Source organism: Lawsonibacter sp. LCP25S3_E2, from assembly GCF_052117285.1.
Taxonomy (GTDB): domain Bacteria; phylum Bacillota; class Clostridia; order Oscillospirales; family Oscillospiraceae; genus Lawsonibacter.
In genome coordinates this window covers 1-22,792 of record NZ_JBQKJL010000013.1, presented here as the reverse complement: position 1 = coordinate 22,792, position 22,792 = coordinate 1, and the positions used below count along the sequence as shown (strand labels likewise).

The window sequence follows — 22,792 nt, the reverse complement described above, 5'->3', positions numbered from 1 at the left end:
GAAATGTGCTGAAATAGACTGCGCTTTGGAAAGCGCGAAAAAGCCCCGCACTGCGGGGCTTTGTGGGCGGACCGCGGGCGCTTACGACTGCGGTCCTTTATCTTGTGCTTTTATCGAACGGGTAAATAAGGGGCGAAAGCCTCTGAAACAGGACATGGCCGGGAGGGAAATACGCATCCCCAAAGGCTCAGTTCCCCATAGCCGGAGCGGTATTCACCGGGCCTTTTCACACATCGCCCACAAACGCCGCAACGCTCGTTTCAAAGGGCATCAGCGGGTACACACGCCACCCCAGGCCCCAACCGCGCACACAGCGGCTCACACGGCGAAACACGGGGTCTTCTCTCGGCCACAGCGTGGTTTTGTGCTGTCAGCAAAATTGCCACCGAAAGAACAGCCGGAGGAAGTGGATGCACGCCTTATGGCGTGTGTCCGCTTTCTCCGGCGTCGCGGCCCCGCAGGCACGCGCAGCCCGGACGCTGTCGCTTCCGCAGCCGTGAGCGCTTCAGCCTTGCTGTGTTTGTGCTTACAGTTTCATCACCGGCCCCTGCTGCTGTTCCGGTTCCTCTCGGAGCTGCTGTGCGTAGTCACGGAGACTCATGCCGGTCTGCTCCTGGCAGAACGCCTCCATCTTCCGTGCCAGCACCTCCCGCTCCGCCGCGTTGAGCTGGTAGTTCCAGTTCTCCTCTGTGCCGTCCGCTTTGCAGAGGCACAGCTCCAGCGTGTCGCAGGGTCTATCCTCCGCGATGTCATAGTTGGCGTAGATGTTGAGCCAGTCATCGTTTTTGTCCGTGCAGACGAAGGTGCCGAAGACAGCGTCCACATCGAACTCCGTCTGCACATAAAAATTGAGCTTGCCGTCCGACTCGATGATCTCATCACCGAAAGAAAAATTCCGCGTGGAGAGGTGTCCCGCCGAAGTGATCTCCTTACCGCTCAGATGCTCCAGCAGCTTTCGCCACTGATCATCGCTCGACGCGAATTGCGACCGTGTGGCATGATACGCCGCCACGGATACATCCCGCATCGCCCAGGTCTGCCAGCCGTCCATGATGTGTACGGCGGAGAACTCCCGCTTGTCGAAGTTGACGTCGAACACGCCGCGCACCTTGCCGGTGTTCTCCATGCGAAGGGCGGTGAGTGCGTCGTACTCCTGCGCTGTGATGGGACGCCCATCCGCGAACAGCTTGATGAACAGATCCAGCGCAGTGCTTTTCTCACCGGTGACATAGCCGCGCAGCCTTTCCGCGGCATCCAGCAGTTCCTCACCGGGCGAGGTTTTGAAGTACCACTCCTGTCCGTTCTCTACCACATGGTAGGCGGCGTAGGTACGGGCAGCCTCCCTCGCTTCACGCTCCGCGACGTCCTCCGCGTAGATCTCGGCACTGATGCGCTCATACTCACGCTCCGGGAGTTGGTTGCACAGCTCATCCAGCACATCCTCCAGATGCTCCTGCAAGGTTTCATCCTTGAGATGCTTCTCGATGGCATCCTTCCATCGCCGGTCGATCCACAGTGTGATGTCTACATGATCTGCCATCTCACTCACCATTCCTTTCGTCAGTGGGCTGCGCCAACGCGGAGGGAGGCTCCTCCCGCGGCTGCGGCTTCGCCGGCCTTGCCGGACGGCGGGGGCGGGCAGCGGGCGCCGCGCGGCTGTCCAGATACTCCCGCACCGGCTCCGGCACCTCGGATTCGTAGAGACATTTGAGCAGCTCCTCCAACTGCGCCTGCACGCTGGTGTTCTTCTTTTTAAGTGAAAATTCGAGAGCGGCAAGCTGCTCACTCTCGAATGAAATCGTAACGTTTTCTTTTTTCATGATTGTTATTCAACCTCCTCATAGTAGTCGCGGAGCTGGAAGCCCAGCGCCTCCATGTCGCTGTGCTCCATGCTTTTTTGGTGTTTTTGTGTTGTGGGTGGTATCACTACCCTCCGGCGGTCGTACGCGGTCTCAATTATCCCCGCGCGGGGTTTTTCGACGGGCAGAAACGGCCTTTTCACACGCCTTTCTGCTTGCCTCTTTTTGCGCTTCACTTGCGATCCGCGGCGGCGCGATCCTTATCCATGATTTTGGGATGGTGTAGTCAACTGCCCGCCCACCGCGGGACACTTTGACGAGCCTGCAATCCTCCGGCCTGTCCCGTGCCAGCGCTTCCAGCTTCTGACGCAGTACCTTGTTGTGAGTGTAAATCACGGCGGTCTTTTCTTCCTCGTTGAAGCCGATAATGGTTTCCTGCTCATAACGAGCCATGTTCATCGTCATTTCCCTCCTTTCAGCCTTTCGGCAAATACGTTCTGGGATTCGTCCGCTCCCCGTTGACACGCACCTCGAAATGGAGGTGCGGACCGGTGGAGCGCCCGGTGCTGCCGGAGAGGGCGATGATGTCTCCCGCCTCCACTGTCTGGCCTGCTTTTGCCAGCAGCTTGGAGCAGTGGCCGTACAACGTGGCAAGGCCATTGCCGTGGTCGATCATGACATAGTAGCCATAACCACCAGCGTTGTACTTGGAGATCGTCACCGTCCCCGGCAACGCGGCGCGGATGGGCGTGCCGGTGGGGACTGCCAAGTCCATGCCGCCGTGTCCCTTGCGCTTTCCGGTGATGGGATCGACGCGGTTGCCGAATTCAGAGGTGACACGGCGCTCCCAGCCTGAACCGATGGGGGAGCAGAAACCGTCCGCGCCAATGTACGGCACATTCGCACCGGGTATCCAGCCATCCACGCCATTGGCAACACCATAGCGCGCCAGATTGTACACACTGTCGGCGTTGGACTTCTGCTCCTCGGAGATCTGTAAATGGAGCACGTTTTCAATATTGCTGTAGACCTTCATCATATCCGTAATGGGAACGGCTACGGTGTAGCTCTCCTCGGTTTCTGTCCCGTCCTCGCCGGTAACGGTGCGGGCGCGTTCCTCATAGGTCACAAAGCAGTCCACGAACTGCTTATGCGCTCTCTTGCTCGGTGCGTCCTCTCCAAAGAAAATGGCATAGAAAACAGCCTTGACGCGGATACCGTCAAGGCTGTTGCTGTTCTCCGTCATGTCATTGACGGCATCAATGGCGCTGTCCAGCAGCGTGAAGCTGCGGCGCATATCTTCGATGTAGGCGACATATTCCGCAGGCGTTTTGTCCGGGATCGTTCCGCCGTGGAAACACAGCAGAACAGCGGAATTGTTATGCTCCGCGCTGCCGGAGAGCAGAGAGCAGATCAGCGCCAGCGTCAGGATCAACGGTGAACAGATCGCCGCTGCGATCCAGCCCAGCTTTCGCCGGGTGTCCTCGTCTGAGAGAGCGGCAGCGGCGATTTTCGCCAGTGCCGCGACGGGTACCGCCATTACCGTCCACCTGCCGTTCCGAAGATGGCCTGCTTGTACTCCGGGGCCTGCACCTGCAAGAGATACCGCTCGTTGCCGCATTTGTAGAGGCAGGAGCCGCGCTGCGGGTCCCGAATCAGGGCATACTCGGATTCCTCTAACTGGAGGTTATCCATGAAAAACTTCTTATCCACGTTGCCGCCGTTGAAGATAAACTGATGGACGGGGATGGAAAAGAGGGGGCGTGTCAGCTCCCGTATCCCCGGCTGGGTGAAGTCCTCCAAATTCTGGCTGGCAAGGAACAGGGCGGATTCCTTTTTTCGTACTCTTTTAAGCGCGTTGCGGATGTAGGTGATGACGGTGGGATCGGACAGCCACAGGTATAACTCGTCAATGGCGGCCACGGAATTGCCCAGCGTCAGAAGCTGATCCGACATATAGGACAGCAGGCTGAACAGCAGGGTGTTCCGCAGATTTTCCGCCATGTTATCCAGTCCCTTGACGCAAAAAACGAGGAATTTGGAGCGGTCGATATTGGTATGCCCGTTGAAGAACCGGGCATCCGCACCGCGGCACATGGAATGGAGCCCCAGCAGCAGATCCCGCAGCATCTCCCGCGGGTAAAGACCGGCGGCATCATAGTTGTCATAGGCATCCTGGATCGTATCGTACAGGTCGGAGAGGATGGGGTAATCCTCCGGCTGCATCGACGCGAAGTCCGTGCGGTCGGTGATGTTCCACTTTTTATATAGGCTTTCCACCATCAGCTCCAGCGTGTCAATGTGGGGCGTGTCAAAGCCCTTGTAGACACGGAACACATCCCGCAGGAAGGAGATGTGCTGGGAGAGCAGCGTCCCCCGGAAAGCGTCCGGCGCGTCCGGATCGTCCGGCCCGCTGCCATCATCCCAGCAGCGGGGCTCCAGCAGGTTGATGCGGTACTGCCCACTGAGGTAGTCCAAAAAGCAGCCGCCCAGGGCGCGGCACTCGTCCTCCATCTCATGCTCGGAGTCCAGAGAGATCACGCTTTTGCCCGCCTCCCGCACATTGCAGAGCAGGAGCTTCAGAAGATAACTTTTGCCCTGGCCGGTGTTGCCAAGGATCAGGGCGCTGGCGTTGGTCTTGTCGGCGGCACGGCGGTCGAAGTCCACGATGATGTTGGAGCCAAAGCGGTCACGGCCAATGAAGAAGCCCTTGGGATCGGTTTTGCCGGAGTAGTTCATGGGGTACAGATTGGCAACGCTCCTGGCAGGCAGGACACGTTCTGCAAAATTGGCAAGCTGACTGCCGCCCGCGGGGTTGGCGGAGAGAAAGCCCTCCCGCTGGCGCAGGAGCAGCGGATCGGCGCCCATGCGGGAGCGGACCAACTGGGCGGATACCGTGTCCCGCGCCGCGCGCAGCTTTTCCGTATCCGTGGCGGCAATGTCCAGATACACGCCGCAGTGGATGAGCGGCTCCTTTTCCTGACGCTGTTTTGCCAGCAGCTCCGCCATATCCCGCAGGTTGGCTTCCGCCGTGACGCTTTGCTTGTAATCGTTGGTGTTGCTCCGCTCCATGCGGCTTTTGTTGGTGGCGGCGTGGAGGATGGCGTCCTCCTCGGCAGGCGTGACCTGTCTTGCCGTCAGGCGCAGATTGACGCCGCCCATATCGCCAAGGCCCCGCAGCAGCGCCAGCTCATCCGTCATGGGCGGATAGCTTTTCAGCGCCATCGCCGTGTGGTACCGGCTGCCAAGGATGAAGTGATCTGTGTTGAACTTCACCGCCGCGGGCGCGATCATATCCAGAAAGTCCTTCGGACGCTGCACCTGCTCCGGCGCTTTCTTTTTCTTCTTCTGTTTCTTTTTAGACATGTACATACTCCTCTCCATCGTGATCACGAAATACCTCCGTGGTGAGATCCTGCCGGTAGTAGATCGCCAGCAGGCGCTTGACATCCTGTTCCTCCGCCAGACGCACACGGAGCCCATGGTCGCAGATGCTTTTATCCAACTGCCGCAGTGCGCTTTCGTCCGCACCGGATTTTTCATCCAGTGGGAGCACCAGCACAAATTTGCGGGAGGAGGCGGAGGAGAACTGGATGGCGTCCAGATGGGCCATGTCCCGTTCCAGCAGCTCCCGCACGGCAGGCTCCGTTTCCTCCTCCAGTCGCCGTTGGTAATACTCCTTGTTCCGCTGGAAGGACTCACGGGAGTCCAGCGCCAGAATTTCCAGCGATGGCTGGGTGCTGAGAAGCATGGTAAGGGAGCGGACACGGCCCCGTATGACCTCCGGGGACAGGACGGAGAGGTTGTCCGGCTGGATCAGGAAGAAGACCCGCTCTCCGGAATCTGTCACGATGCCGTGGGGCGTCACACGGACGATGCCCATGAGCTGCCGTGTCGACTGCCGCTGGCGCAGCTCCCTTTTCTGTTTGCGGTTCATAGATCCATCCTCCATTCGTAATATTGTTGGCATAGAAAGAGAAAGCGGGCAGCACGGCGCAGGAAATCCAGAATGCTGGAGCCATCCACCTGAATGGTGAGGAAGGCATACAGCACCGTGACCACCAGCAGTCCCATGCCGAGGCCCTGTGTCAGCGCCAGCACAGAGAGCAAAGCGCCGATGCCGATCACGGCGATGTCCCGCAGCAGCCAGAGCCACAGCATGGGCTTGGCTTTCAGGTTTTCGGGGTAAATAAACATTTTGTTCCTCCAAAGCGAAACCGCTGCCGAGAATCTCAGCAGCGGTTCGCACGATGTATTTCTTATTCTTCGGCGGCGCCGGTGTCCTCCGCCAGCGCCTGCCGGATGCAGTCCAGGAAGAAGGCGTTCTGCTTGATGCCGTTCCGCTTGAGGTATGCCTTGAACTGCTCAAACAGCTCGGTGGGCACCTGAAACGCCACCGTCCTCACATTGTCCTTGTCCATCTTCACCTTTTCCTCCATTTCATAAAATTTTGTGATGAGCACGGTCATGTACCGGCTCAGTGTCTCGCCGGATTCCGCCTGCCGCTGCCGTACCTTGGTGTGCAGCTCCAAGGGAATTTCAGCACAGAGGTTGCGCGTTTTTTCTGCCATAGCAGTTCCTCCCGTCTTTTGAATGGTAAAGCTAAGATACCCGAAAGCAAGTGCGAAAGCTATGACCAAAGCCAACTAAAAATCCCATTCCAAATCAAGCGTAATGACCATAGCGACCCGCTGCATGAGGTATTCCACGCAGGGGATGGCAACACTGTTGCCGAGGGCTTTGTAGCGTGCGGAGTCCGAAGCGCCGGGAACATCGGTCCAACCGTCCGGATAGCCCTGCAGCCGTTCGCACTCCAAAGGCGTTAAGCGGCGAATGAGATTCCGGCAATCCGCATCCCATGTGGAGGATGGCTGGCAGATGAGGTCCGTGGCATCTTTATGCTGCCGTGCGCTCTCCGTGGAGGCGATCTCATCATCCTTGAACTGATCTACCCGCTGACGAGCATAGACGCTGTGGCGATCCGAGGTGGTCAGGGTATAGGAAATGTCCCGCTGCCAGCCGAAGCCGTTGCCGCCGTTTTGCGGCTGGCGGTCGATGGCGTTGCCCGCAATGCAGATGACTTCCTCCTGCTGTACAAGAGGAATGTTGTTCCCTCCGGTCCCGTAGCGGGCGGACATTGTGGGCGCTACATCATGCGGCCCCGTGTATCTTCCATCAATGCCATGGTTTTCATAAACTTTGGGTCCTGTCGGACGCAGGATCAGAGGCTGGTGTCCGTGCTCCTGTGCCCGCAGGGTTCCGGTGACGTTCTCACTGCACTCCATGATCTGCCCACCCTGATCATTGATGCAGAGGATACTGGGCATACAGTTCCCGCTGGGGCTGCCCTTCAGCGTGGGCGCTACATTCTCCTGATATCCAATGGTTCCGGCGCTCGCGCCAGCTCCAGCAGAAAATCCAGCGACAAAGGTTTGTTGTTTCAATCCCGGCTGGGCCTGCAGCGCACCTGCTACATCGTGCAGATCCCGCACCTCGTCCCGCTGGTTGGCGGCGAATGCGATCTGCTTTTGCGGACCACTCTGACTGCTGCCGGGATTTGTGATAAAGGTCTGCATTTGGAGGTTCTGCGTTGCCATCAATGCACCGGACACACCGTCCAGGTCAATGCCTTCATTGCGCTGATTGATATGGTAGGCTTTCACTTCACCGAACATAGGGACAGGCGGGTCAAGCCCTGCCTGCATACGCAAAGCTACTTCCAATAAGGGTGGCAGCGATTTGCCGCGGCAGGCTGCGCGGCGCAGGATGCCCAGGCACGCTGTCTGGGATAGCGAGTATCGGGATGGCGCTGTAGCCTGCAAAATCTGCCACAAGGAACACTCGACGACGTCTTTGGGGCACTCCGAAGTGTTGAGCATCCCAAACGATCCAAGCCATGGAGGATCGTACTCCCAATATGCCCCCAGCATATTCCCAGCGCCCGGTCTCAGGTCTAACAACATGAAGGTGTGGTTCTTCAACCTGGAGGAACGCTTCGAGGACTTTTTGAAAATCCGCCCCAGGCTTTTTTTGACCCGTTTCAGCGTCCCGCCCACTTGAGAGAGCACCGACGACATTTTCCCAGATCCCGAATCTCGGTCGAATATGGACTCCTGTCCTTCCAGATCTTCTGTCTGCATCTCGCATCTCCTGAATGATTCGTATTTGTTCCATAAAAAGGCCGGAACGCGCACCGTTCAATCCGGCGCGCATTCCGGCCACGCTGAGTCCTGGCACGGGCTGCCTCCGCAGATAATATCCACAGGCGGCAGATACGCGCCGTTCAGCTTTGTGATGTCTCCCATCTGCTCCATGCGAGGGAAACGGATCTTTGATACCAGTATGGGGAACGGCTCGATCTCGCTGGCCCAGATCGGCTCGATGCCGCATCGTACCGAAGCCAGAGGGAACCCGCCGATACCGTCGAACAGGCTCCCCATCGTAAGTTTTCTTGTAGACTGTGTCATATCATCACCCTTTCTCATTTGACTGCCGCGGCGATGGTTCTCGTCACATTCACCGCGGACTGTGCCGTATACACGGCGCTCGTAATATTGGCCTTTGTCGTGGTGTCCAGACCGAAGCTGCCAGCGATGCGGGGCACCTCTCCCGCCGAGAGCATAAGCCCCACGCCCATCAGCGCGTGATCCTTAAACACCATAAGTCCCGCAACGAGGATGGTGGACTGGAGGAAGGCGGTCAGGCACAAGCCGATGACCTGCCGCATCCAGCCCATAAAGCCGTCCAGATAGCCACGCGGGACGCTGAACATATAAAGGCTTCCCACCGCGATCTGGATGAGCAGGATGCCCCCGCGTTTCAGATTGGCGAAAAACACCTTCAGCACCGCATAGCCCATGAGAACCACGCAAAAAAGGAGCATAATGGGGCTGGTGATGATGCCAAGGCCGAAGTGGGAGCTGTTCACCACATCCGACAGGGACTGAATCTCATTGAGCTCCGTGATGATATCCTGCCCCACTTCGCCAATGCTCCGACCGTAGCCGGTAAGCCCCGCGGAAAAGGTTCCCTGCAGCGACACCGACAAAGCGTAGAGCCGGACGGGGACGACGGTGAACAGGCTCACCGCCAGAAAGCCCTTGATGATATTCAGGGCAGTCTGCTGTAAATTGCCCCTGCCGGCGGAGTATTCGATGCCGCACTCAAAGGCGCAGACCACCACGCTGACCGTAAATAACGCCCACGCGAGGCGGGAGGAAAAGAGGACGATGGCGCTGACCCATTCCAGCTCGAACAGTTCCACGCCCATATTGCCCATGAGGGCAAAGAAGTTGCCGAGAAAGCCTATGGCCTGCCCATAGACCCAGTCCATGAGCTGATCCAGGACTGTCGCGGCGACAAAATCCCAAATAAATATTGTTCATTCACCTCCGGAGACGCGACAAGGCCGCCGCCCTTTCGGGCGACGGCCTTGTCGCAATAATTGGTATTATGATTTGTGGGAGAAGTTCTCGTATAGGGGGATGCCGTCCCGCTTGATTTTGCGCTCCATAGTCGCGCCTTGCGCGCGGCGGAAGAATGTATCGGCACGGTATACGAGTATATCCAAAGACATGGTTTGCAGTGGCAGGAGCGCGCGGCGGATCGTCTTGATCGCGTCTGCCGGACGCATGGATTTTTCCGGGATAATGACGCACAAATCGTAGTCACTATCATCGGTTGGCGTACCATAAGCACGGGAGCCAAAGAGATAAATTGCCTCGGCTTTGACAGTTTCCGTGATAACCCGGCACACCGGCTCCAATTCGTTTTGCAAGGATTCCGTCTTTGCTAAATACTCGTTTTCTGTCGACATATTCATCATCCCAAAACAGTGATCATTTCAAAAGGCGGGGATAGTCTGTCGCGCCATTGACAATGCGGTAAACATAGACGTGGTTTTCGATCACCTTGTAAACGCAGACATAATCTCCGCAAATGACCTTGCGGTATTCCAACCGGGCCAGCTCCGGGTCAGGGTGCTGCGCGCCCATGTACGGAAAAGAGGCGAGCTTTGCCAGCGTATCTAAAATGTTGTCGGTGATTTTTTCTGCGGAAGCGGCGCCAACCATTTTCAGATGAAAATCCGAGATCCTGTCAATATCCTGCCATGCGGCAAGCAGTATCTCTACCTGATACTTAGGCATTTTCGTATTTCTCCTTCAAACGGCTGCGTACTTCCTCAACACTATAAGTGGGGGCGCTGGCTAAGCGGGAAAATTCCGCTTCTAAAATACTTGCGCGGTGGTCCAGCATTTTTTCACGTTCCTCATAGGCTTCCACGCTCAGTAAAACCAAGTCGGCTTCGCCTTTGTTGGTAATGATGATCGGCTCACCGGATGCTTTTGCCAGAGTTGCCACCTGCTGGTAGTCATTCCGAAGGGCAGTAGAGGGTTTCAAATTCATAACATCGACCTCCCGATATTTCTGATATTATTATATCAGAAACAAGATATTACGCAACTGATTTTTACCATTACCCTTACCCTTGCACCTCTTAGATGCCGATGATGCTCCAAATGTATTTCGGGGCCGTCAGGGTGAAGATGAGGCAGGCAAAGAGGATGGCAGGGCCGGTCCATTCAAATTGACCTCGCTGGCGAAAATCAAAGTATGCGCCGCCAAGCTTGACAAAGAACGCGATGGCGAGGATCATATCCAGCGCCGGGAACACCACCTTCTCCACCACGCTTTTAATCTGCGTAGCGGCCTCCTTCCATGTCTGCTCCACAGCACCTGCCACATCGCCGCCCGCGGCGAGGGCGGAGGTGCAGCAGAGTGCGGTCAGGAGCAGGAGCGCCAACGCCAAAATCACGATTTTTTTGTGTTTCAAAATCTCAACCTCCTTAATTTGGGGATGCCGCCCCTTGCGGAGCGGCATCCGGTGTGTTAGTCCTTAATAACCGGTGCGGGGCAAAGGCTTGCTGGGGGCATAAACTCTGGTGACCCAACGGGAGGTGGCCATGATCCACTGCCCATTGTAGACGCCGCCTGCGTCAGCTTGATTAACGAACTGCGTACCGCCGGTGAGCTTGGCAAGGGCCTTGCAGTCCACGCGGGGCGGTTCCACCTGCCGGAAGTTGGCGGGAACAATGCCAAACGATGCCATGAACTCCGTCACATACTCGTTGGCGGCAAGCCCCAGCGCCGCGGGAGAGGCATCCAGCACATAGTTTTTGGATGTGCTCAGGTTATCCGCCAGCGTGCGCCAGCTCTCCCCGCTGAGATTGGTTTTGTACACGATCTTATAATTTCCGGGGGTATTCCACGTGCCAGTATAGATGGTCTGGAGCCGAACCGCCTTGATGGGCAGGGTATCGCGCCAGTAGAAAGATTCCAGCGCCGTGGTGGAATTGTTGGCAATGTCGGCAAAATTGTAACGGACGAGCTGCCCCGGCATGACCTCCACATAGCCGGTTTTCTTGATGGAAACATTGGTGGACAGGCTCTTGTTGGTCATGCTTGCTTTGACGATTTGACCGGCGTACTCAATTTCCACCTCGATGGGCGTCTTGTCCAGCCCGTAAAACTCCGCCGCCTTGGATTCCACGATCTTATACCGTGCCAGAGGCAAAGGCTTACTCACCGCCAAGCCGTTTTTGTCCGTTCGGATGGTATCCACCAGACGGTTGGTGCGGGCGTTGTAGATCTCAAAGACGGTGTTGGGAATGGGTGCCCCAGCGGGCCAGCCGTTCATAGAGTTGTAGTCGGCGCTGACCTTCGCCACTTGGATCTGCCCGGTAATAGGGGTGTTCTTCCACTCGATTTCCGTGGTTTCGCCCGATTTCACATACACGGTCTTTTTCTGCGTGTCGGGGATGTAGCCCTCATTTTCCAGTTCACGCAGATAGTAGCGGCCATCCTCCAGTCCCTCAAACCGGACATAGCCCCGGTCATCGCTGGTTTCCTGCGCGATGGGATTGTTGCCGCTGTCATAGAGGAGGAAGGACACGCCGGGGATGCCCTCGCCGGTGACGGCGTTGACCTTGTGGATCAGGATGCCGGAGATGGCCTTGTTGGTCACCGTTTTGGTCGTGGTCTTGCCATCCTCCACGGTGAAATAGACGGGCGTGCTGTCAAGCTGGAAGCCCTTGCCCGCCTTGGTTTCCACGGCGTAGTAGCTGCCGCTCGCCAAGGGCACATACACGCGGCCGTCTGTTCCGGTGATGACGGTATCCACCAGACCGCCATCGCTGACACGGCGGATCTCAAAGGTGGTGTTGGGGATGCGCTGAGTCTCGTCCGCCGCATTGACCTTGATAAGCTCCACGCCGCCGATGGGGGCGTTATAAAAGTACAGAGACTGCGTATCGTCGGGGTTGACTACAACGGTTTGGGTGCGGGTATTTTCGTCGATGGTGTAACCGTCAATAGATTTTTCCTCCGTTACCACCAGTGTACCGGTGACGCCCTTGAGGATGATCTGCCCGCTTTCATTGGTATAGTACAGACCGTTGGAGCTGATTTTTCCGTTTTCGTCGGGGACGAACTCGCCGGTAGCCGTAGTGATCTTGAAGGTAACGCCCTCCAGCGGCGTCTTGCGGTCCAGAGAGGACAGCTTGTTGATGATGAGCGCGCCCTGTCGCTCATTCCAGAAGGTCAGCCGCTGGGGAGACTGGCTCTGGTCGATCTTGATGCGTTGCGGCGTCCCGTCCAGCACGAAACCGTCCACAGATTTGACCTCTTTTGCGGTAACAGTCATGCCGTCGGTCAGCCCCTCAATGACGATCTGGCCTGCAGCGTCGGTGGTATAGTAGCCGTTGTTGGGGCCGACTACCGCACCGGAGGAGTCCGTCACAAGGAACTGTACCCCGGCAAGCGGTTCATTTTTCGTGCCGGAAATGTATTTCTGGAGAATCAATGTTGTAGTGGGTTTGTTGTAAAAGGTCAGCGTCTGCGTGTCGTTGGGATTGACGACCACCGTCTGTGTGCGGGTCGCTTCATCAATGGTGAAGCCCGGAATCGTCTTGGTTTCCGTTGCTACCACGGTGCCGACGATGCCGGAAATGCGGATCTCACCGGATTTATTGGTGTAATAAATGCCGTTGCTGGACAGTTCGCCGTTGGCGTCCGGGACAAAGCTGCCATCCGCATAGGTGATCTTAAACTCGACACCCTCCAGAGGCTCCTTGTTGGGACCGGTGCTGACCTTGCGGATGATGAGATTTCCGGCAGGCTGGTTCAAAAACTGTAAATGGGCAGTCTCGCCACTTTTGATGAGGGCATGCTGGGGGCTGTCATCCAGCAGGTAGCCCGTTTTTGCCCGGACTTCACGGGCGATGACCGTCATGCCGGGTTCCAGACCATCCACCAGAATTTCGCCCGCGGCATTGGTGGTGAAGCGGCCGTTGTCATTGCCGAGATAATGGCCGCTGCTGTCGGTCAACAGGAACTCTACGCCGGAGAGCGGTTCGTGCTTGCTGTCGTCGCTCAGCTTTGTAATGAGCAAACTTCCCAGCGGGGCATTGCCGAAGCGAAGCGTCACCACATCCTGATCCTCGCCGGAGATCCACACTGTCTGGGGTTCGCGGTCGATGATGTGATTTCCGTCGCTTTCGAGTTCCTGACAGACATAAGTGCCTTTTTTAAGGTTTGTCACGGTGAACGCTCCGTTGGGGCCGGTCACATAGGTCCCGATGACCGTGCCGCCTGTTCCGCTGGTATTGCCGCTGAGATAGCGCAGCTCAAAGCGGCAGCCCTCCAGTCCTTTTCCGGTTTTGGCGTCATATTTGTACACAACGAGGGCACTGTGAGGAACATTGTCCACCGTTACGGTCTTGGAGGTATTGGCTTCCAGATAGAACTCGGTGACACCGCTGCCCTGAATGCCGAAGCCCTTGGGAGCGGACTCCTCCACCAGCTTGTACCAGCCACGGTTTACATCGGTGAGCGTGATTTTACCATCAGAGGCCGTTGTGAACACGCCGAGGTCGTTGATCTCGCCGGTGGTGGTATTGTCCGAGCCGTAATAGATATGGAATTTGGCATTGGAGAGAGGATCGCCGGTGACGCTGTTTCGCTTCAGGATCGTCAGGGAGGGTTTGACCGCGTTGAAGAAGGTCACCGTTCTGGTGCAGCCCGCTTCCAGATAGACCTCCTGGGGGATCTCAGAGAGAATGACATGGGAAGGCACATTTTTCTCCGTGATGCGATAGCTGCCCACGGGGATGGAAGCGAGGAAGATGCGCCCCGCGCCGTCCGTGGTGGCGCTGGTGGAAAAGCTGCCGTCGATCTGCTCGATGCGGTAGGTCACGCCCTCGATGGGTTCTCCGTTGGCGATGTTCTTCTTGATGATCTCAAGACCCGGCTTTTCGTAGTCCACAAAGGTGACCTCGCTGGTCTTGCCGGGGCGCAGCGCCACGGTCTGCTCGGTATTGGTTACGATGTACGGCTCCGGCACGGATTCCTCTCGCACCACATAAACATCAGCGGGGATAGAGGAGAGCGTGGCGGAGCCGTCCACGCCAGTCGTGACGGAGGTGGAATAATTGCCGGTGACGGACTTAATGGAAAACACCGTACCGGCAATCGGGTTGCCGCTCATGGCGTCCCTCTTGGTGATCTTCATATCGGGCAGCTTGTGGTTTTCGGCGGTCACGGTGTACTGCTTGTCGCCATCTGTGGTATCCACGTAGACGCTGTGAGGGGTAGGATCGGTGCAGTAGCCTGCGGGCGCTTCGGTTTCCACGAATGTCCACAGGCCCTTGGTGATGTCGTTGACTTCAATGATTCCGCCGTTTTTGGTTACGGCGCTGCCGACGATCTGTCCATCCCGATAGATGTTGAATACAGCGCCATCCAGACCTTGGGTCGTTCCTGCGGCAACTTTCTTCAAGGTAATGTCCGCATCGCCAGCAGGTGGACGATCCGGCTCTCCTGGCTGTGTGGGAGTAGTGACCAATTTTCTTGGCGCATAATATCCGAAGAAGCTCTGGCGGCCTTTAACGCTGGATTTTGCGAAAACCGCCCACTTTGCGGCATCATCCTCAACGACCGTAGCAACCGTTCCCTGGGCGGCGTATTTCTCGATCTGCTTCTGGAACTCCGCGTCCTCCTTGGCTTTTTCCTTTAGCATCCAATCGATATAGCCAAGATAGGTTTCATAGGTGTCGGCGTTGGCAAAACCACCGGCGTCAATGTCACCGTCGCCCTCGCCCTTGAAGGTCTGGTGGTCCCATACATAGGTCTGCGCGGCCATGAACAGGCTGCCGGGGATCTCTCCTTTGTAATCGACAATGTAGGTCATCATCCATTTGAAGTTTTCAAGCTGCTGGGCATCCAGCTCACCCATGCCGCTCTGCGCCAGCGCCGTTTTCAGCACGGTATCCGCGTCCGCTCCGGTGGCGGAGGTATAGGTGTAGCTATTCAGAAAGCTGGCAGTGCCCCAGCGGTAGCCGTAGCCGCGGTCAAGGCAGTAAAGCAGCTTGCCTGCCGCCATAGGAGGCTTATAGCTGTAGGGAGTCCCGTCATGGAGCAGTCGTGTTGTCCAGTAGTTGGTGTTGTCGGTGGGCTTGATGCCCGTTCCGCTGCCGGATGCGGCCAGTGCGGAAGTCTGAAGCAGCGTCAATAATGTCATAATGACAAGAAACGCCGACATGATCCTTGTTCTCAATGCTTTCAAGGTTGGTTCCTCCTTATTGTCATTTAGAAATAATGGAGAAGCAGACCGATTTCTCGATCTGCTTCTCGTTGATGTGATTTGATTTTACTTGGCTGCCGGAGCATCCACCCAGCTTATGGAGTAGCCATTCCACAGGAAGAGCTGGACGCAGTACCAGCAGTCAAGTCCGTTTTCATCCCTGCCCTTTGCCAAGCCAACGCCGATCTCTCCATAGTCGGCATTTGTCATATTCTTTCTGTGTCCATCTGAGTTGGACCATAGAAGGACCGCTCGTTCATGCAAGGTCGTGTTCTGCTGGGCCAGATAAATAAGGGGGATTTGACAAATGTTCTCCCCGACATATTTGCAGTCCGTGACCGTGGTATATTTCCTCCCGTCCGGGCGTGTGTGGGAATATGCGCCGCTGGCAGCCATTTCATCGGCCCGCACCTGCGCCGCCTGCATGAGCTTGTCGCTGGTGGTCAGGGCCGCGATGCCGTTTTCCTTTCGGAGCGCGTTGGTGCGGTCAATGATGTCCTGTTTCATGGCGTCCACATCGGCATCATTGGCAGGGGCTGTGGGTTCTGGCTGCGATTCCGGTTTATCGGGTTCTGCCTTTGCTGGCGCTTCACCGGTGTAGGGCTTTCCGCTTTCTACCTGCACACAACCGTTGACCGCGTCCCAGTATACATTGAAACCGACCTGTTCGCCCATGTCCCGCAGCTTCACATAGTTGTGTCCCGCAATGTTGTAGGCTTCCATTTCCACCTGCTGACCATCCACAAAGATGGGCTGCCAGGTCGGTTCTGCCGCGATCCCGGCTGCGACTGCGATAGAGCCGCCGGTCAGCGCCGCGCCGATCACCATGCCGGTGAGCATCATACTGACATTCTTTCTCACATTTTTGCTCTCGTTCATCTTTCTGCCTCCATTCTAACTGTGCATGTGGGAAAATCTTCTTCGCAGCTTCACCATATCACAAGTGAGGGGCAGAAGTCGAACAGAACTGATTCGGCAAAAGGGAGAAAGATCAAGTTTCCGCTGCGGTAACGCACCAGCGCTGGTCCCGCTGGTTGCGGACGCAGGTGTAGAGCGTCAGCATATTTTCGCCGGAGTCCGCAAGGCCGCTGCGATCCGTTTCGCTGACCTTGAAAACATCCGTTACCTTGTAGGTGCGGGTGCCCAGCTTGGTGGTCAACGTGATTTTATCCCCGATGTCCAGCGTGTGGATCTGGCCGAAGTAGCTGTTGGCGCCCCGGTTATGAGCGGCGAGGCAGACGTTGCCGTTCCAGATGGAGGTGTCCTCGAAGTGTCCGACACCTTTGGCAAGCGTCTTGCTGCCCGTTCCCTGATAAATACGGACGCTCAGATCCAGCGTGGGGATCTCCAATCTACCGAGGGAGCCGTTTTTGTAATAGAGGTCGCTTGTCACCTCCGTGAACAGCACAGTGGGCTGATAGCCGCTGCCGCCAATCACCGTGCTGCCGTGTGTGACAACAGCGGCGGCGCTGCCGCCACTGACCGCGCCGGACGCGGGAACACCACCGGGGGCAAGGTTGGGCGTGAGGTATTCGCCGGTATGGAGGGCGTTCATGCTCTCCGAGCCGAAAACAGGCGGAATGAGCGCTGCGTTTTTGCTCATGTCGGCATTTTTCATAGCGCCGCCGTCCGCCGTGTGGATGACCTCAATAGATGTGTCCTTGCCGAAGTCATAATCGTCCGGCGCGGCGATACTGTATTCCAGCGCATACGCCGGAGCCGCCAGAGCTGCTGTCATGCAAAGGCTCAGGCAAAGGGTGATGATCTTTTTCATTCTGTATCCTCCTCATCCGCGTTTTCTTTTCTGTGCTTCACCAGCAGCGCGCCGCCGACGCCCGCGCCTGCCGCGGCCACGATCCCAATGGGAATGAGCACATAAGACCAGCGGAAAGCGGATGCCGTGGCGGGTGTCTCCGCAGACTCCGTGGGCTGGATGGGCGTTCCCTCAAAGATAGCCACATAGCGGACACGGTTCAAGGCGATCCGGCTGACGGTTCCGGTATAATCCGCCGTGACGGTATAGCCTTTCACATAGCTGCTGGTGGCGCTGCCGGAATAGGTGGCAACGGCCGTGTAGCGGTCTGCCACAGCGTAGCCGTCCAGATTGGCGGTGTTGTCCGTCTGCCACTGGATGTCCGTGAGCGTTAGAGTCCTGCCGCCATCCTCAATGCTCTTGGGGATGTACTGTGTATCCTGCTCGGCAAGATTGGGGTAGCTGCGCTTGGTGGAGATTTCCTTGGTGGAGCTGCCGTAGCCGGACGGCTCCACCTGCACGGTATCAAGTCGGAGCGTCAGGGTCCCCATGAGACCGTCATCCGTGATGAATTCCCGCTCCTGTGGCAGCAGCGCCAACACAGATTCCATATCTTTCTTGGCGCTTTCAACGGAAATGTGCTCCGTATGCTGACGGCTCTCATTTTCCGGAAGCTCCTGCTTCAAAAGGTCTGTCATGGTGTAGTGGAAACCGTCCTGTCGGAAGTCCGAGCGGGGGATACCGGCAGGATCATCTTCGGGGCTCAGATCATAGATCTTTTTCAGTTCCGTGCCATCGTCACTGCGGACGATGGCGGTGGGGTAGCAGACCTTGGCGTTCGGCACCGCAGGCTCGAAGTCCGCTGCCAGCGCGGTGGGCGTCAGCGTCAGGGTCAGGCACAGCGCCGCGGCGCAAAGGGAAAGCATTCGTTTCATGTTGTTATCCTCCTACAATAATAATTACGGTTTAAGGCGCGGCAGCCAGCCGCGTCTTTTTCCATCTCAAAGCCGAAGCTGTTAGAATGGGAGAGTATAGTGATTTCTTGTCTGCTCCAGCAGGAGGTCATATTCCCAAGGCTCCACTTCTAAGGAGAGGTAGGCCCCATCCTTCGTCATGCCGTCTACCCGGTAGCGCAGCACCAGGGGAAGCTGCCGCTGCTTTTTCACATCCTGGGGTGAGAGCCAGCCAGTGCCTCCCACAAAAACAGCACGGATGGCGGAATCGTAGTTTTCTTCATAGCCCTGCCAGAGAAGGGCCTCCCGCAGTTCTTTCCGCAGCTTCTTGCGCTGGGGAACGGGTATCAGGCGCTCCGGCTCCAGCAGAAAACGGGGACGCAGGCTTTCCAAGCAAATATCCAGCGCGTCTTTCAGGGCGGGATTCTTTTTCGTCAAGCCGCCGCGCCGGTAATCTGCCGCCAGCACATCCTCACCCTGGGCATCGCCGGGGAAAAGACGCACACAGCGGATGAGCTCATAGGCGTGGGCATCATCCGCCATGCCGAGGACGCGGGCCCCATCCATAGGGAGTGTCCGATAATGGGAAATCGCATCATTCAATGTAGAAAAACGCTTCACACCCCAGCCGGATCTTCCGGGCCGAAGATCGTCCACGGTGTAATAGGTCATGCTCATGCAAGTATCCTCCTCACTTCATTTTCATGCCGCCCATTGTGGGGGCATCCGTCTGTTCCTGCATTTTCAACTCCTCCAGCTTTTCCCGCGCCCATTCCGGCAGGAATTTGACATCCAGTACGCCGATGAAATCCTCCCGGTTCCATCTGGCTGTTTCGCCGTCTGAGAGGCAGGTGGCAAAGACTGCTCGACCACTGGAATGCGGCTCGCATCCAAAACCGCTCCGAGCATACAGAAGTTGGTAATCCTGCCCCCAATACTGCTCCCGCAGTACATCCGGTGACAGCACCAGCACCTTTCCGGTGAAGTCCTGCTTCGCACGGTCACCAACGCAGTGCTCCGCGCCAAACAGATTCAGCGCCTGCACCGCCTTGCGGTAGAAAGTGACGAAGCCATCCAGCACGGCCGGATGGCTTCGGACAACAAAATCGCTGTTGTGGTTGATGTCTTTGGGAATGCAGGCGCGCTCCGCCCACTGCTTGTTGGCATGGCCGAAACGCCCATCCCACTTGAGTTCGTGCAGGGTGTTGGCAAGCACCCATGCGGTGCGCTTGTAGCCGTATTCCTCCAGCACCGGCGTGAGGCAGTCCTTGTTCAGATGCATTCCGTCGAAATTCTGACGGATGGTGTCCTCGATGGCGTTGCGGCAGGCGATGTTCGCCTTGTGGCTCTCCCGCCAGAGGGAAAGCTCGTTCCGATCTCTCGCCTCGGCAGAGGAATAGGGGTAGAGATAGGTGTCATTCATTCTGAGATCTCCTCCTTTTCCAGCAGGCGGCATACGCCCTCCATCCGCACACCGGAATCCTCCAGCATGGTGCGAACATCATCGTCCAGCTCGTCGATGAGCACATCCGCGGCGGTTTTCTCCGCTGCCTGCACGATGACTCTGCCCTCCTCTACAAAGGACTCCAGCGCGGCAGTGGGCGAGATCCCCGCCTCCGCCAGCTGGCAGGGCGGAATTTCAAGGCCGGAGCAGTGGGGTTCGTGTTCACAGGCGCCGCACGCCGTTTCCGTCATTCCGGTCTCCATTGCCATCTGGCTTCGCTCCGCCAGACGGGAGATCAGCTGCGGCGTTACGGTGGAAAGCAGAGAAATGGTTTTCAGCAGCTCTGCCACGGTGGGATCTCCCGGCAGCAACAGAACACAGCCGCTGTCGGTATGGAGGATCAGGTCGCTGACATCTGCAAGGCCGGAGAGCTGCAGCGCGGCGCGGGGAATGGTAAGGGTCTTGTTCGCGGGGTCATGGTTCAAATGGAATTTCATGATGTTTGCCTCCTCTTTTTTTGATTTGTTTAACATTTCAATGGGCACTTTGGCTCGTGGATCATCTCATAGCGGGTATCGCCGTCACCGCCCAGCAGGTTTTCCAAGGAGAGCTGCCAGCAAGCCTTGCGGGGATCATAGTTCGTGATGATGATTTCCTCATATTCACTTCCTGCCCTTTGCGACATACTGTTTGGGCGCGAGGTCCGGAAAATAAAGCAACCATCTTGATAGAGATCGCAAATGTATTCCTGATAGTTATACGAAACAATAAAGTAACCCTCACTCCCGATGAGCACATCGTGAAGCCGCTGGTGATCCTTCAGCGGAAACTCTACCGGATAGCAGCCCTCTGCCATATAGTAGGGCGGATCGCAGTAAAGTACGGCATTCTTCCTGTCATATTGGCGAATCAGCTCCTCAAAGTCCTTATTCTCAATGACAACATTGGCCAGCCTGCGGGAGCACTCCCAAATCAGATGGAAGAAGCGGCGGATATCGCAGGGCTTACCGCCGAAGGACTTGGCGCCGCCGCTGAAACTGTATCGCACCAGCTTGAAGTAATCCGCGGCACGGCGAATATCTCCGCGTGGCGCGCGTTCCAACATGAGGGCACGGATGGCTTCCGCGTCGGGAGGATCTAAGAATACCTCAGTCAGATCCATTTCCTCCTGCAGGTAATCATCCGTGATCTCATCCTTTGAGAAAAATTTATAGAGGACGTTGAAGTCATCCCGTGTGTTCAGCGGCAGGAACCCCAATTCCGCTAAGAGCGCCATGGTACGGTTCTTCACGCAGCAGAAGAGGTTCGTTAGATTTCCGTTGTAGTCATTGTAGACCTCCATACAGCCCCGCTGGATAGGACGGCTCATTGTCACCGTGCCGCTGCCACCGAACACATCGATGAAACGCTTATAGTGATCCGGCATCAGCTTGTTGATGATCCACAGCAGCTTGCCCTTACCGCCTACCCAGGGGATAAAGCTGCTCAAGCGCTATCACCTCCCTCCAGCGGCAGGGAGAGCTGACCGGTATCCTCATAGTCCGGCAGGGCTCCGATCATACCGCGCGCCGCGGCGGCGATCTTGTTGACGCGGCTTTGAAGCTGGAGGGCGGTGCGGCGAATTTCCTCTGAGGTAGCGGCATAGTAGTATCCGCCCTCAAAGCTGCAAATAGGGATACGCTCAACGCGCAGAACGTTAACCGCTCGGCGCAATTCAGAACCGCGCATCCCGAACGCATATTCCAGTTCTCGGCTGGTGACCGCGTTTGCTTCGCCTTTGTGGTATTGGTCAAGATATTCCGCGAGGATTTTGTTGATCGGCACATTTGCTCCTTTCCGGGGTTGTACTCCCGGAGGAAGGGACAATGCGCGTAAAAAGAAGGGGCCGCTTTCCCCATCCGGGAATACGGCCCCTATAATGATCCTGATCCGCGTTCGCGGGTCAAGACGGTGTTATTTCATTTTCATTTCCATTTTCTGTTTCTGCGGGGGATACCGCACATAGTCGCTGCCAATGAACACGCCGGGATGCGCGTCCTCATAGCGGCAGCCCAGCGCGCCCAGATCCATGTACTCGTACAGCTCTTCCGGGACGGTGGTTTCGTTGGCAAGATAATATCTGCCCAGCGCGGCGTAGCTGTTGACGCCCTTGAGAACCGTGTAATCACTCAACTGCTCCGGTGAATTTGCAAGGATCTCCCCAGCCTCCGTCTCGCCCTTTTGCAGAACCATGGCGGAGAGAATCGTCTTTTCGTCCTTGGTCAGAGCGCCCATCCTGCGGCGGGCCACTTCGAATTCCTTCCGCGTCTTGAGCGGCAAGGAGAGCTTATACTTTTCTTGAAATTGTTCCTTGTTCATTTCATTTTCATTTCCATTTTTTGTGTTTCCTGCATTGGTGTCAGCATGGGCTGATAGTCCGCACGGCGCAGCAGGCCGTAAGGCGAGAGGACGGCGTTGTCCTCCTTGATGAGGTCGCAGCCGTAGGCGTAGAGGTTCACATGGGAGAGCAGCAGCTCTGCCGAGTGGTCATCCGTCATGAAGCGCAGGCGGTCAATGGCTGTTTCCTGCGGGGAACTCGAGTCTGGCGTGAGGATGTAGTCCGCCAGATGCTCCGTCAGGAACAGGGCGGTTTCGATGTCCCGTACCTCAAACTGCTCCAGCAGCGCTTTCAGCTTTGGGAGTTGCACCTGTCGGGCAGGGATGTCCTTCACCGCTTTGGTAAACTCGTTGAAGGATTCCATTTCCATGGGTAGGTCGGCAAATGTTGCCACATTGGGGATGATGCCGTCATAGTTGAGGACAACGGTGTTTTCCCAATTCAAGGTGCCGAGCTGCTCCTGCGCCGCAGCCAGCGTTTCTTCTGACGCGGGCAGATCCAGCACCGCCGTGCGGTCGCCGCCGAAGTCAGGGCACAGGCCGAGGGTCAGCCGAAAGAGGTATCCCGGCTTTCCCGGCAGCGTCTTTTGAACGGGCGGCACGGTGGTCAGCTCGCCATCCCGCAGTACATACAGACTGTTCACAAAAACGCCGTTTTCGCTGCATCGCATCATTCTTCCGATGCCGGCGAAGTCCAGCATTTCGAACACCTCGTTGGATATGCCCTCCAGTTCCGGCACAAAGTCGTTTTCCGCGTAGAAGCGGCCAAGCTGGGCGTCATCCGCGGCCTCCACCACATGATAGCAGTCTGTTTTTGCGCTGACCGCC

24 protein-coding genes and 1 pseudogene are annotated in these 22,792 nt (G+C 56.9%); all 25 read right to left on the bottom strand.

What is annotated here, in order from left to right; all coding sequences use genetic code 11:
* Positions 1-526: 526 nt before the first annotated feature.
* The gene (locus tag ACTQ3R_RS11520) at positions 527-1,540 is read right to left on the bottom strand and encodes a hypothetical protein (protein WP_441779416.1); all 1,014 of its coding nucleotides are present in this window, start codon (positions 1,538-1,540) and stop codon (positions 527-529) included.
* 1 nt (position 1,541) lies between these two features.
* Positions 1,542-1,820 carry a DUF6103 family protein gene (locus ACTQ3R_RS11515; RefSeq protein ID WP_418506589.1) on the bottom strand — a complete coding sequence of 93 codons (279 nt, stop codon included), beginning with the start codon at positions 1,818-1,820 and terminating at the stop codon, positions 1,542-1,544.
* Positions 1,821-1,952: 132 nt separating this feature from the next.
* A complete protein-coding gene (locus ACTQ3R_RS11510) occupies positions 1,953-2,264 on the bottom strand; it encodes a hypothetical protein (protein ID WP_441779417.1) in 312 nt (103 codons plus the stop codon).
* Between the two features lie 10 nt (positions 2,265-2,274).
* A complete protein-coding gene (locus tag ACTQ3R_RS11505) occupies positions 2,275-3,339 on the bottom strand; it encodes a M23 family metallopeptidase (protein ID WP_441779418.1) in 1,065 nt (354 codons plus the stop codon).
* Entirely contained in the window at positions 3,339-5,165 is a 1,827-nt protein-coding gene (locus tag ACTQ3R_RS11500; protein ID WP_441779419.1) for a VirB4 family type IV secretion system protein, read from the bottom strand. Before ACTQ3R_RS11500 ends, ACTQ3R_RS11505 begins: the two co-directional genes overlap by 1 nt.
* Complete coding sequence (locus ACTQ3R_RS11495; protein WP_441779420.1) at positions 5,158-5,736, bottom strand: hypothetical protein; 579 nt, start codon at positions 5,734-5,736, stop codon at positions 5,158-5,160. The genes ACTQ3R_RS11500 and ACTQ3R_RS11495 overlap by 8 nt, the downstream gene beginning before the upstream one ends.
* Positions 5,733-5,996: a hypothetical protein gene (locus ACTQ3R_RS11490; RefSeq protein ID WP_441779421.1), complete on the bottom strand. Its 264-nt coding sequence runs from the start codon at positions 5,994-5,996 to the stop codon at positions 5,733-5,735. The genes ACTQ3R_RS11495 and ACTQ3R_RS11490 overlap by 4 nt, the downstream gene beginning before the upstream one ends.
* Positions 5,997-6,058: 62 nt before the next feature.
* A complete protein-coding gene (locus tag ACTQ3R_RS11485) occupies positions 6,059-6,370 on the bottom strand; it encodes a hypothetical protein (RefSeq protein WP_441779422.1) in 312 nt (103 codons plus the stop codon).
* Between the two features lie 75 nt (positions 6,371-6,445).
* Positions 6,446-8,266: pseudogene (locus ACTQ3R_RS11480) on the bottom strand (DNA cytosine methyltransferase).
* 14 nt (positions 8,267-8,280) lie between these two features.
* Positions 8,281-9,177 carry a conjugal transfer protein TrbL family protein gene (locus ACTQ3R_RS11475; RefSeq protein ID WP_441779440.1) on the bottom strand — a complete coding sequence of 299 codons (897 nt, stop codon included), beginning with the start codon at positions 9,175-9,177 and terminating at the stop codon, positions 8,281-8,283.
* A gap of 72 nt (positions 9,178-9,249) precedes the next feature.
* Positions 9,250-9,615: a nucleotidyltransferase domain-containing protein gene (locus tag ACTQ3R_RS11470; RefSeq protein ID WP_441779423.1), complete on the bottom strand. Its 366-nt coding sequence runs from the start codon at positions 9,613-9,615 to the stop codon at positions 9,250-9,252.
* A gap of 22 nt (positions 9,616-9,637) precedes the next feature.
* On the bottom strand, positions 9,638-9,946 hold the full coding sequence (locus tag ACTQ3R_RS11465; protein WP_441779424.1) for a type II toxin-antitoxin system RelE/ParE family toxin: 309 nt from the start codon (positions 9,944-9,946) through the stop codon (positions 9,638-9,640).
* Positions 9,939-10,205: a type II toxin-antitoxin system Phd/YefM family antitoxin gene (locus ACTQ3R_RS11460; protein WP_441779425.1), complete on the bottom strand. Its 267-nt coding sequence runs from the start codon at positions 10,203-10,205 to the stop codon at positions 9,939-9,941. The genes ACTQ3R_RS11465 and ACTQ3R_RS11460 overlap by 8 nt, the downstream gene beginning before the upstream one ends.
* A gap of 91 nt (positions 10,206-10,296) precedes the next feature.
* Entirely contained in the window at positions 10,297-10,632 is a 336-nt protein-coding gene (locus ACTQ3R_RS11455; protein ID WP_441779426.1) for a DUF3852 domain-containing protein, read from the bottom strand.
* Positions 10,633-10,695: 63 nt separating this feature from the next.
* The gene (locus tag ACTQ3R_RS11450; protein WP_441779427.1) at positions 10,696-15,420 is read right to left on the bottom strand and encodes a SpaA isopeptide-forming pilin-related protein; all 4,725 of its coding nucleotides are present in this window, start codon (positions 15,418-15,420) and stop codon (positions 10,696-10,698) included.
* Positions 15,421-15,504: 84 nt separating this feature from the next.
* Positions 15,505-16,317: a CAP domain-containing protein gene (locus ACTQ3R_RS11445; RefSeq protein ID WP_441779428.1), complete on the bottom strand. Its 813-nt coding sequence runs from the start codon at positions 16,315-16,317 to the stop codon at positions 15,505-15,507.
* 112 nt (positions 16,318-16,429) lie between these two features.
* Positions 16,430-17,212 (bottom strand): class D sortase, encoded by a 783-nt coding sequence (locus ACTQ3R_RS11440; protein WP_441779429.1) that lies wholly within the window; start codon positions 17,210-17,212, stop codon positions 16,430-16,432.
* A complete protein-coding gene (locus ACTQ3R_RS11435; protein WP_441779430.1) occupies positions 17,209-18,126 on the bottom strand; it encodes a cell wall anchor protein in 918 nt (305 codons plus the stop codon). The genes ACTQ3R_RS11440 and ACTQ3R_RS11435 overlap by 4 nt, the downstream gene beginning before the upstream one ends.
* A gap of 81 nt (positions 18,127-18,207) precedes the next feature.
* Positions 18,208-18,822, bottom strand: a complete 615-nt coding sequence (locus ACTQ3R_RS11430) for a hypothetical protein (protein ID WP_441779431.1) — start codon at positions 18,820-18,822, stop codon at positions 18,208-18,210.
* 13 nt (positions 18,823-18,835) lie between these two features.
* Positions 18,836-19,567 carry a DUF3849 domain-containing protein gene (locus ACTQ3R_RS11425; RefSeq protein ID WP_441779432.1) on the bottom strand — a complete coding sequence of 244 codons (732 nt, stop codon included), beginning with the start codon at positions 19,565-19,567 and terminating at the stop codon, positions 18,836-18,838.
* The gene (locus ACTQ3R_RS11420) at positions 19,564-20,085 is read right to left on the bottom strand and encodes a hypothetical protein (protein WP_441779433.1); all 522 of its coding nucleotides are present in this window, start codon (positions 20,083-20,085) and stop codon (positions 19,564-19,566) included. The genes ACTQ3R_RS11425 and ACTQ3R_RS11420 overlap by 4 nt, the downstream gene beginning before the upstream one ends.
* A 29-nt stretch (positions 20,086-20,114) precedes the next feature.
* Positions 20,115-21,077, bottom strand: a complete 963-nt coding sequence (locus ACTQ3R_RS11415; protein WP_441779434.1) for a DNA adenine methylase — start codon at positions 21,075-21,077, stop codon at positions 20,115-20,117.
* Positions 21,074-21,412 (bottom strand): hypothetical protein, encoded by a 339-nt coding sequence (locus ACTQ3R_RS11410; protein ID WP_441779435.1) that lies wholly within the window; start codon positions 21,410-21,412, stop codon positions 21,074-21,076. Before ACTQ3R_RS11410 ends, ACTQ3R_RS11415 begins: the two co-directional genes overlap by 4 nt.
* Positions 21,413-21,541: 129 nt before the next feature.
* Positions 21,542-21,946 carry a hypothetical protein gene (locus ACTQ3R_RS11405; protein ID WP_441779436.1) on the bottom strand — a complete coding sequence of 135 codons (405 nt, stop codon included), beginning with the start codon at positions 21,944-21,946 and terminating at the stop codon, positions 21,542-21,544.
* Positions 21,943-22,792: hypothetical protein (locus tag ACTQ3R_RS11400; RefSeq protein ID WP_441779437.1), on the bottom strand; the 850-nt coding region annotated here is incomplete at its 5' end. The genes ACTQ3R_RS11405 and ACTQ3R_RS11400, both read right to left, overlap by 4 nt.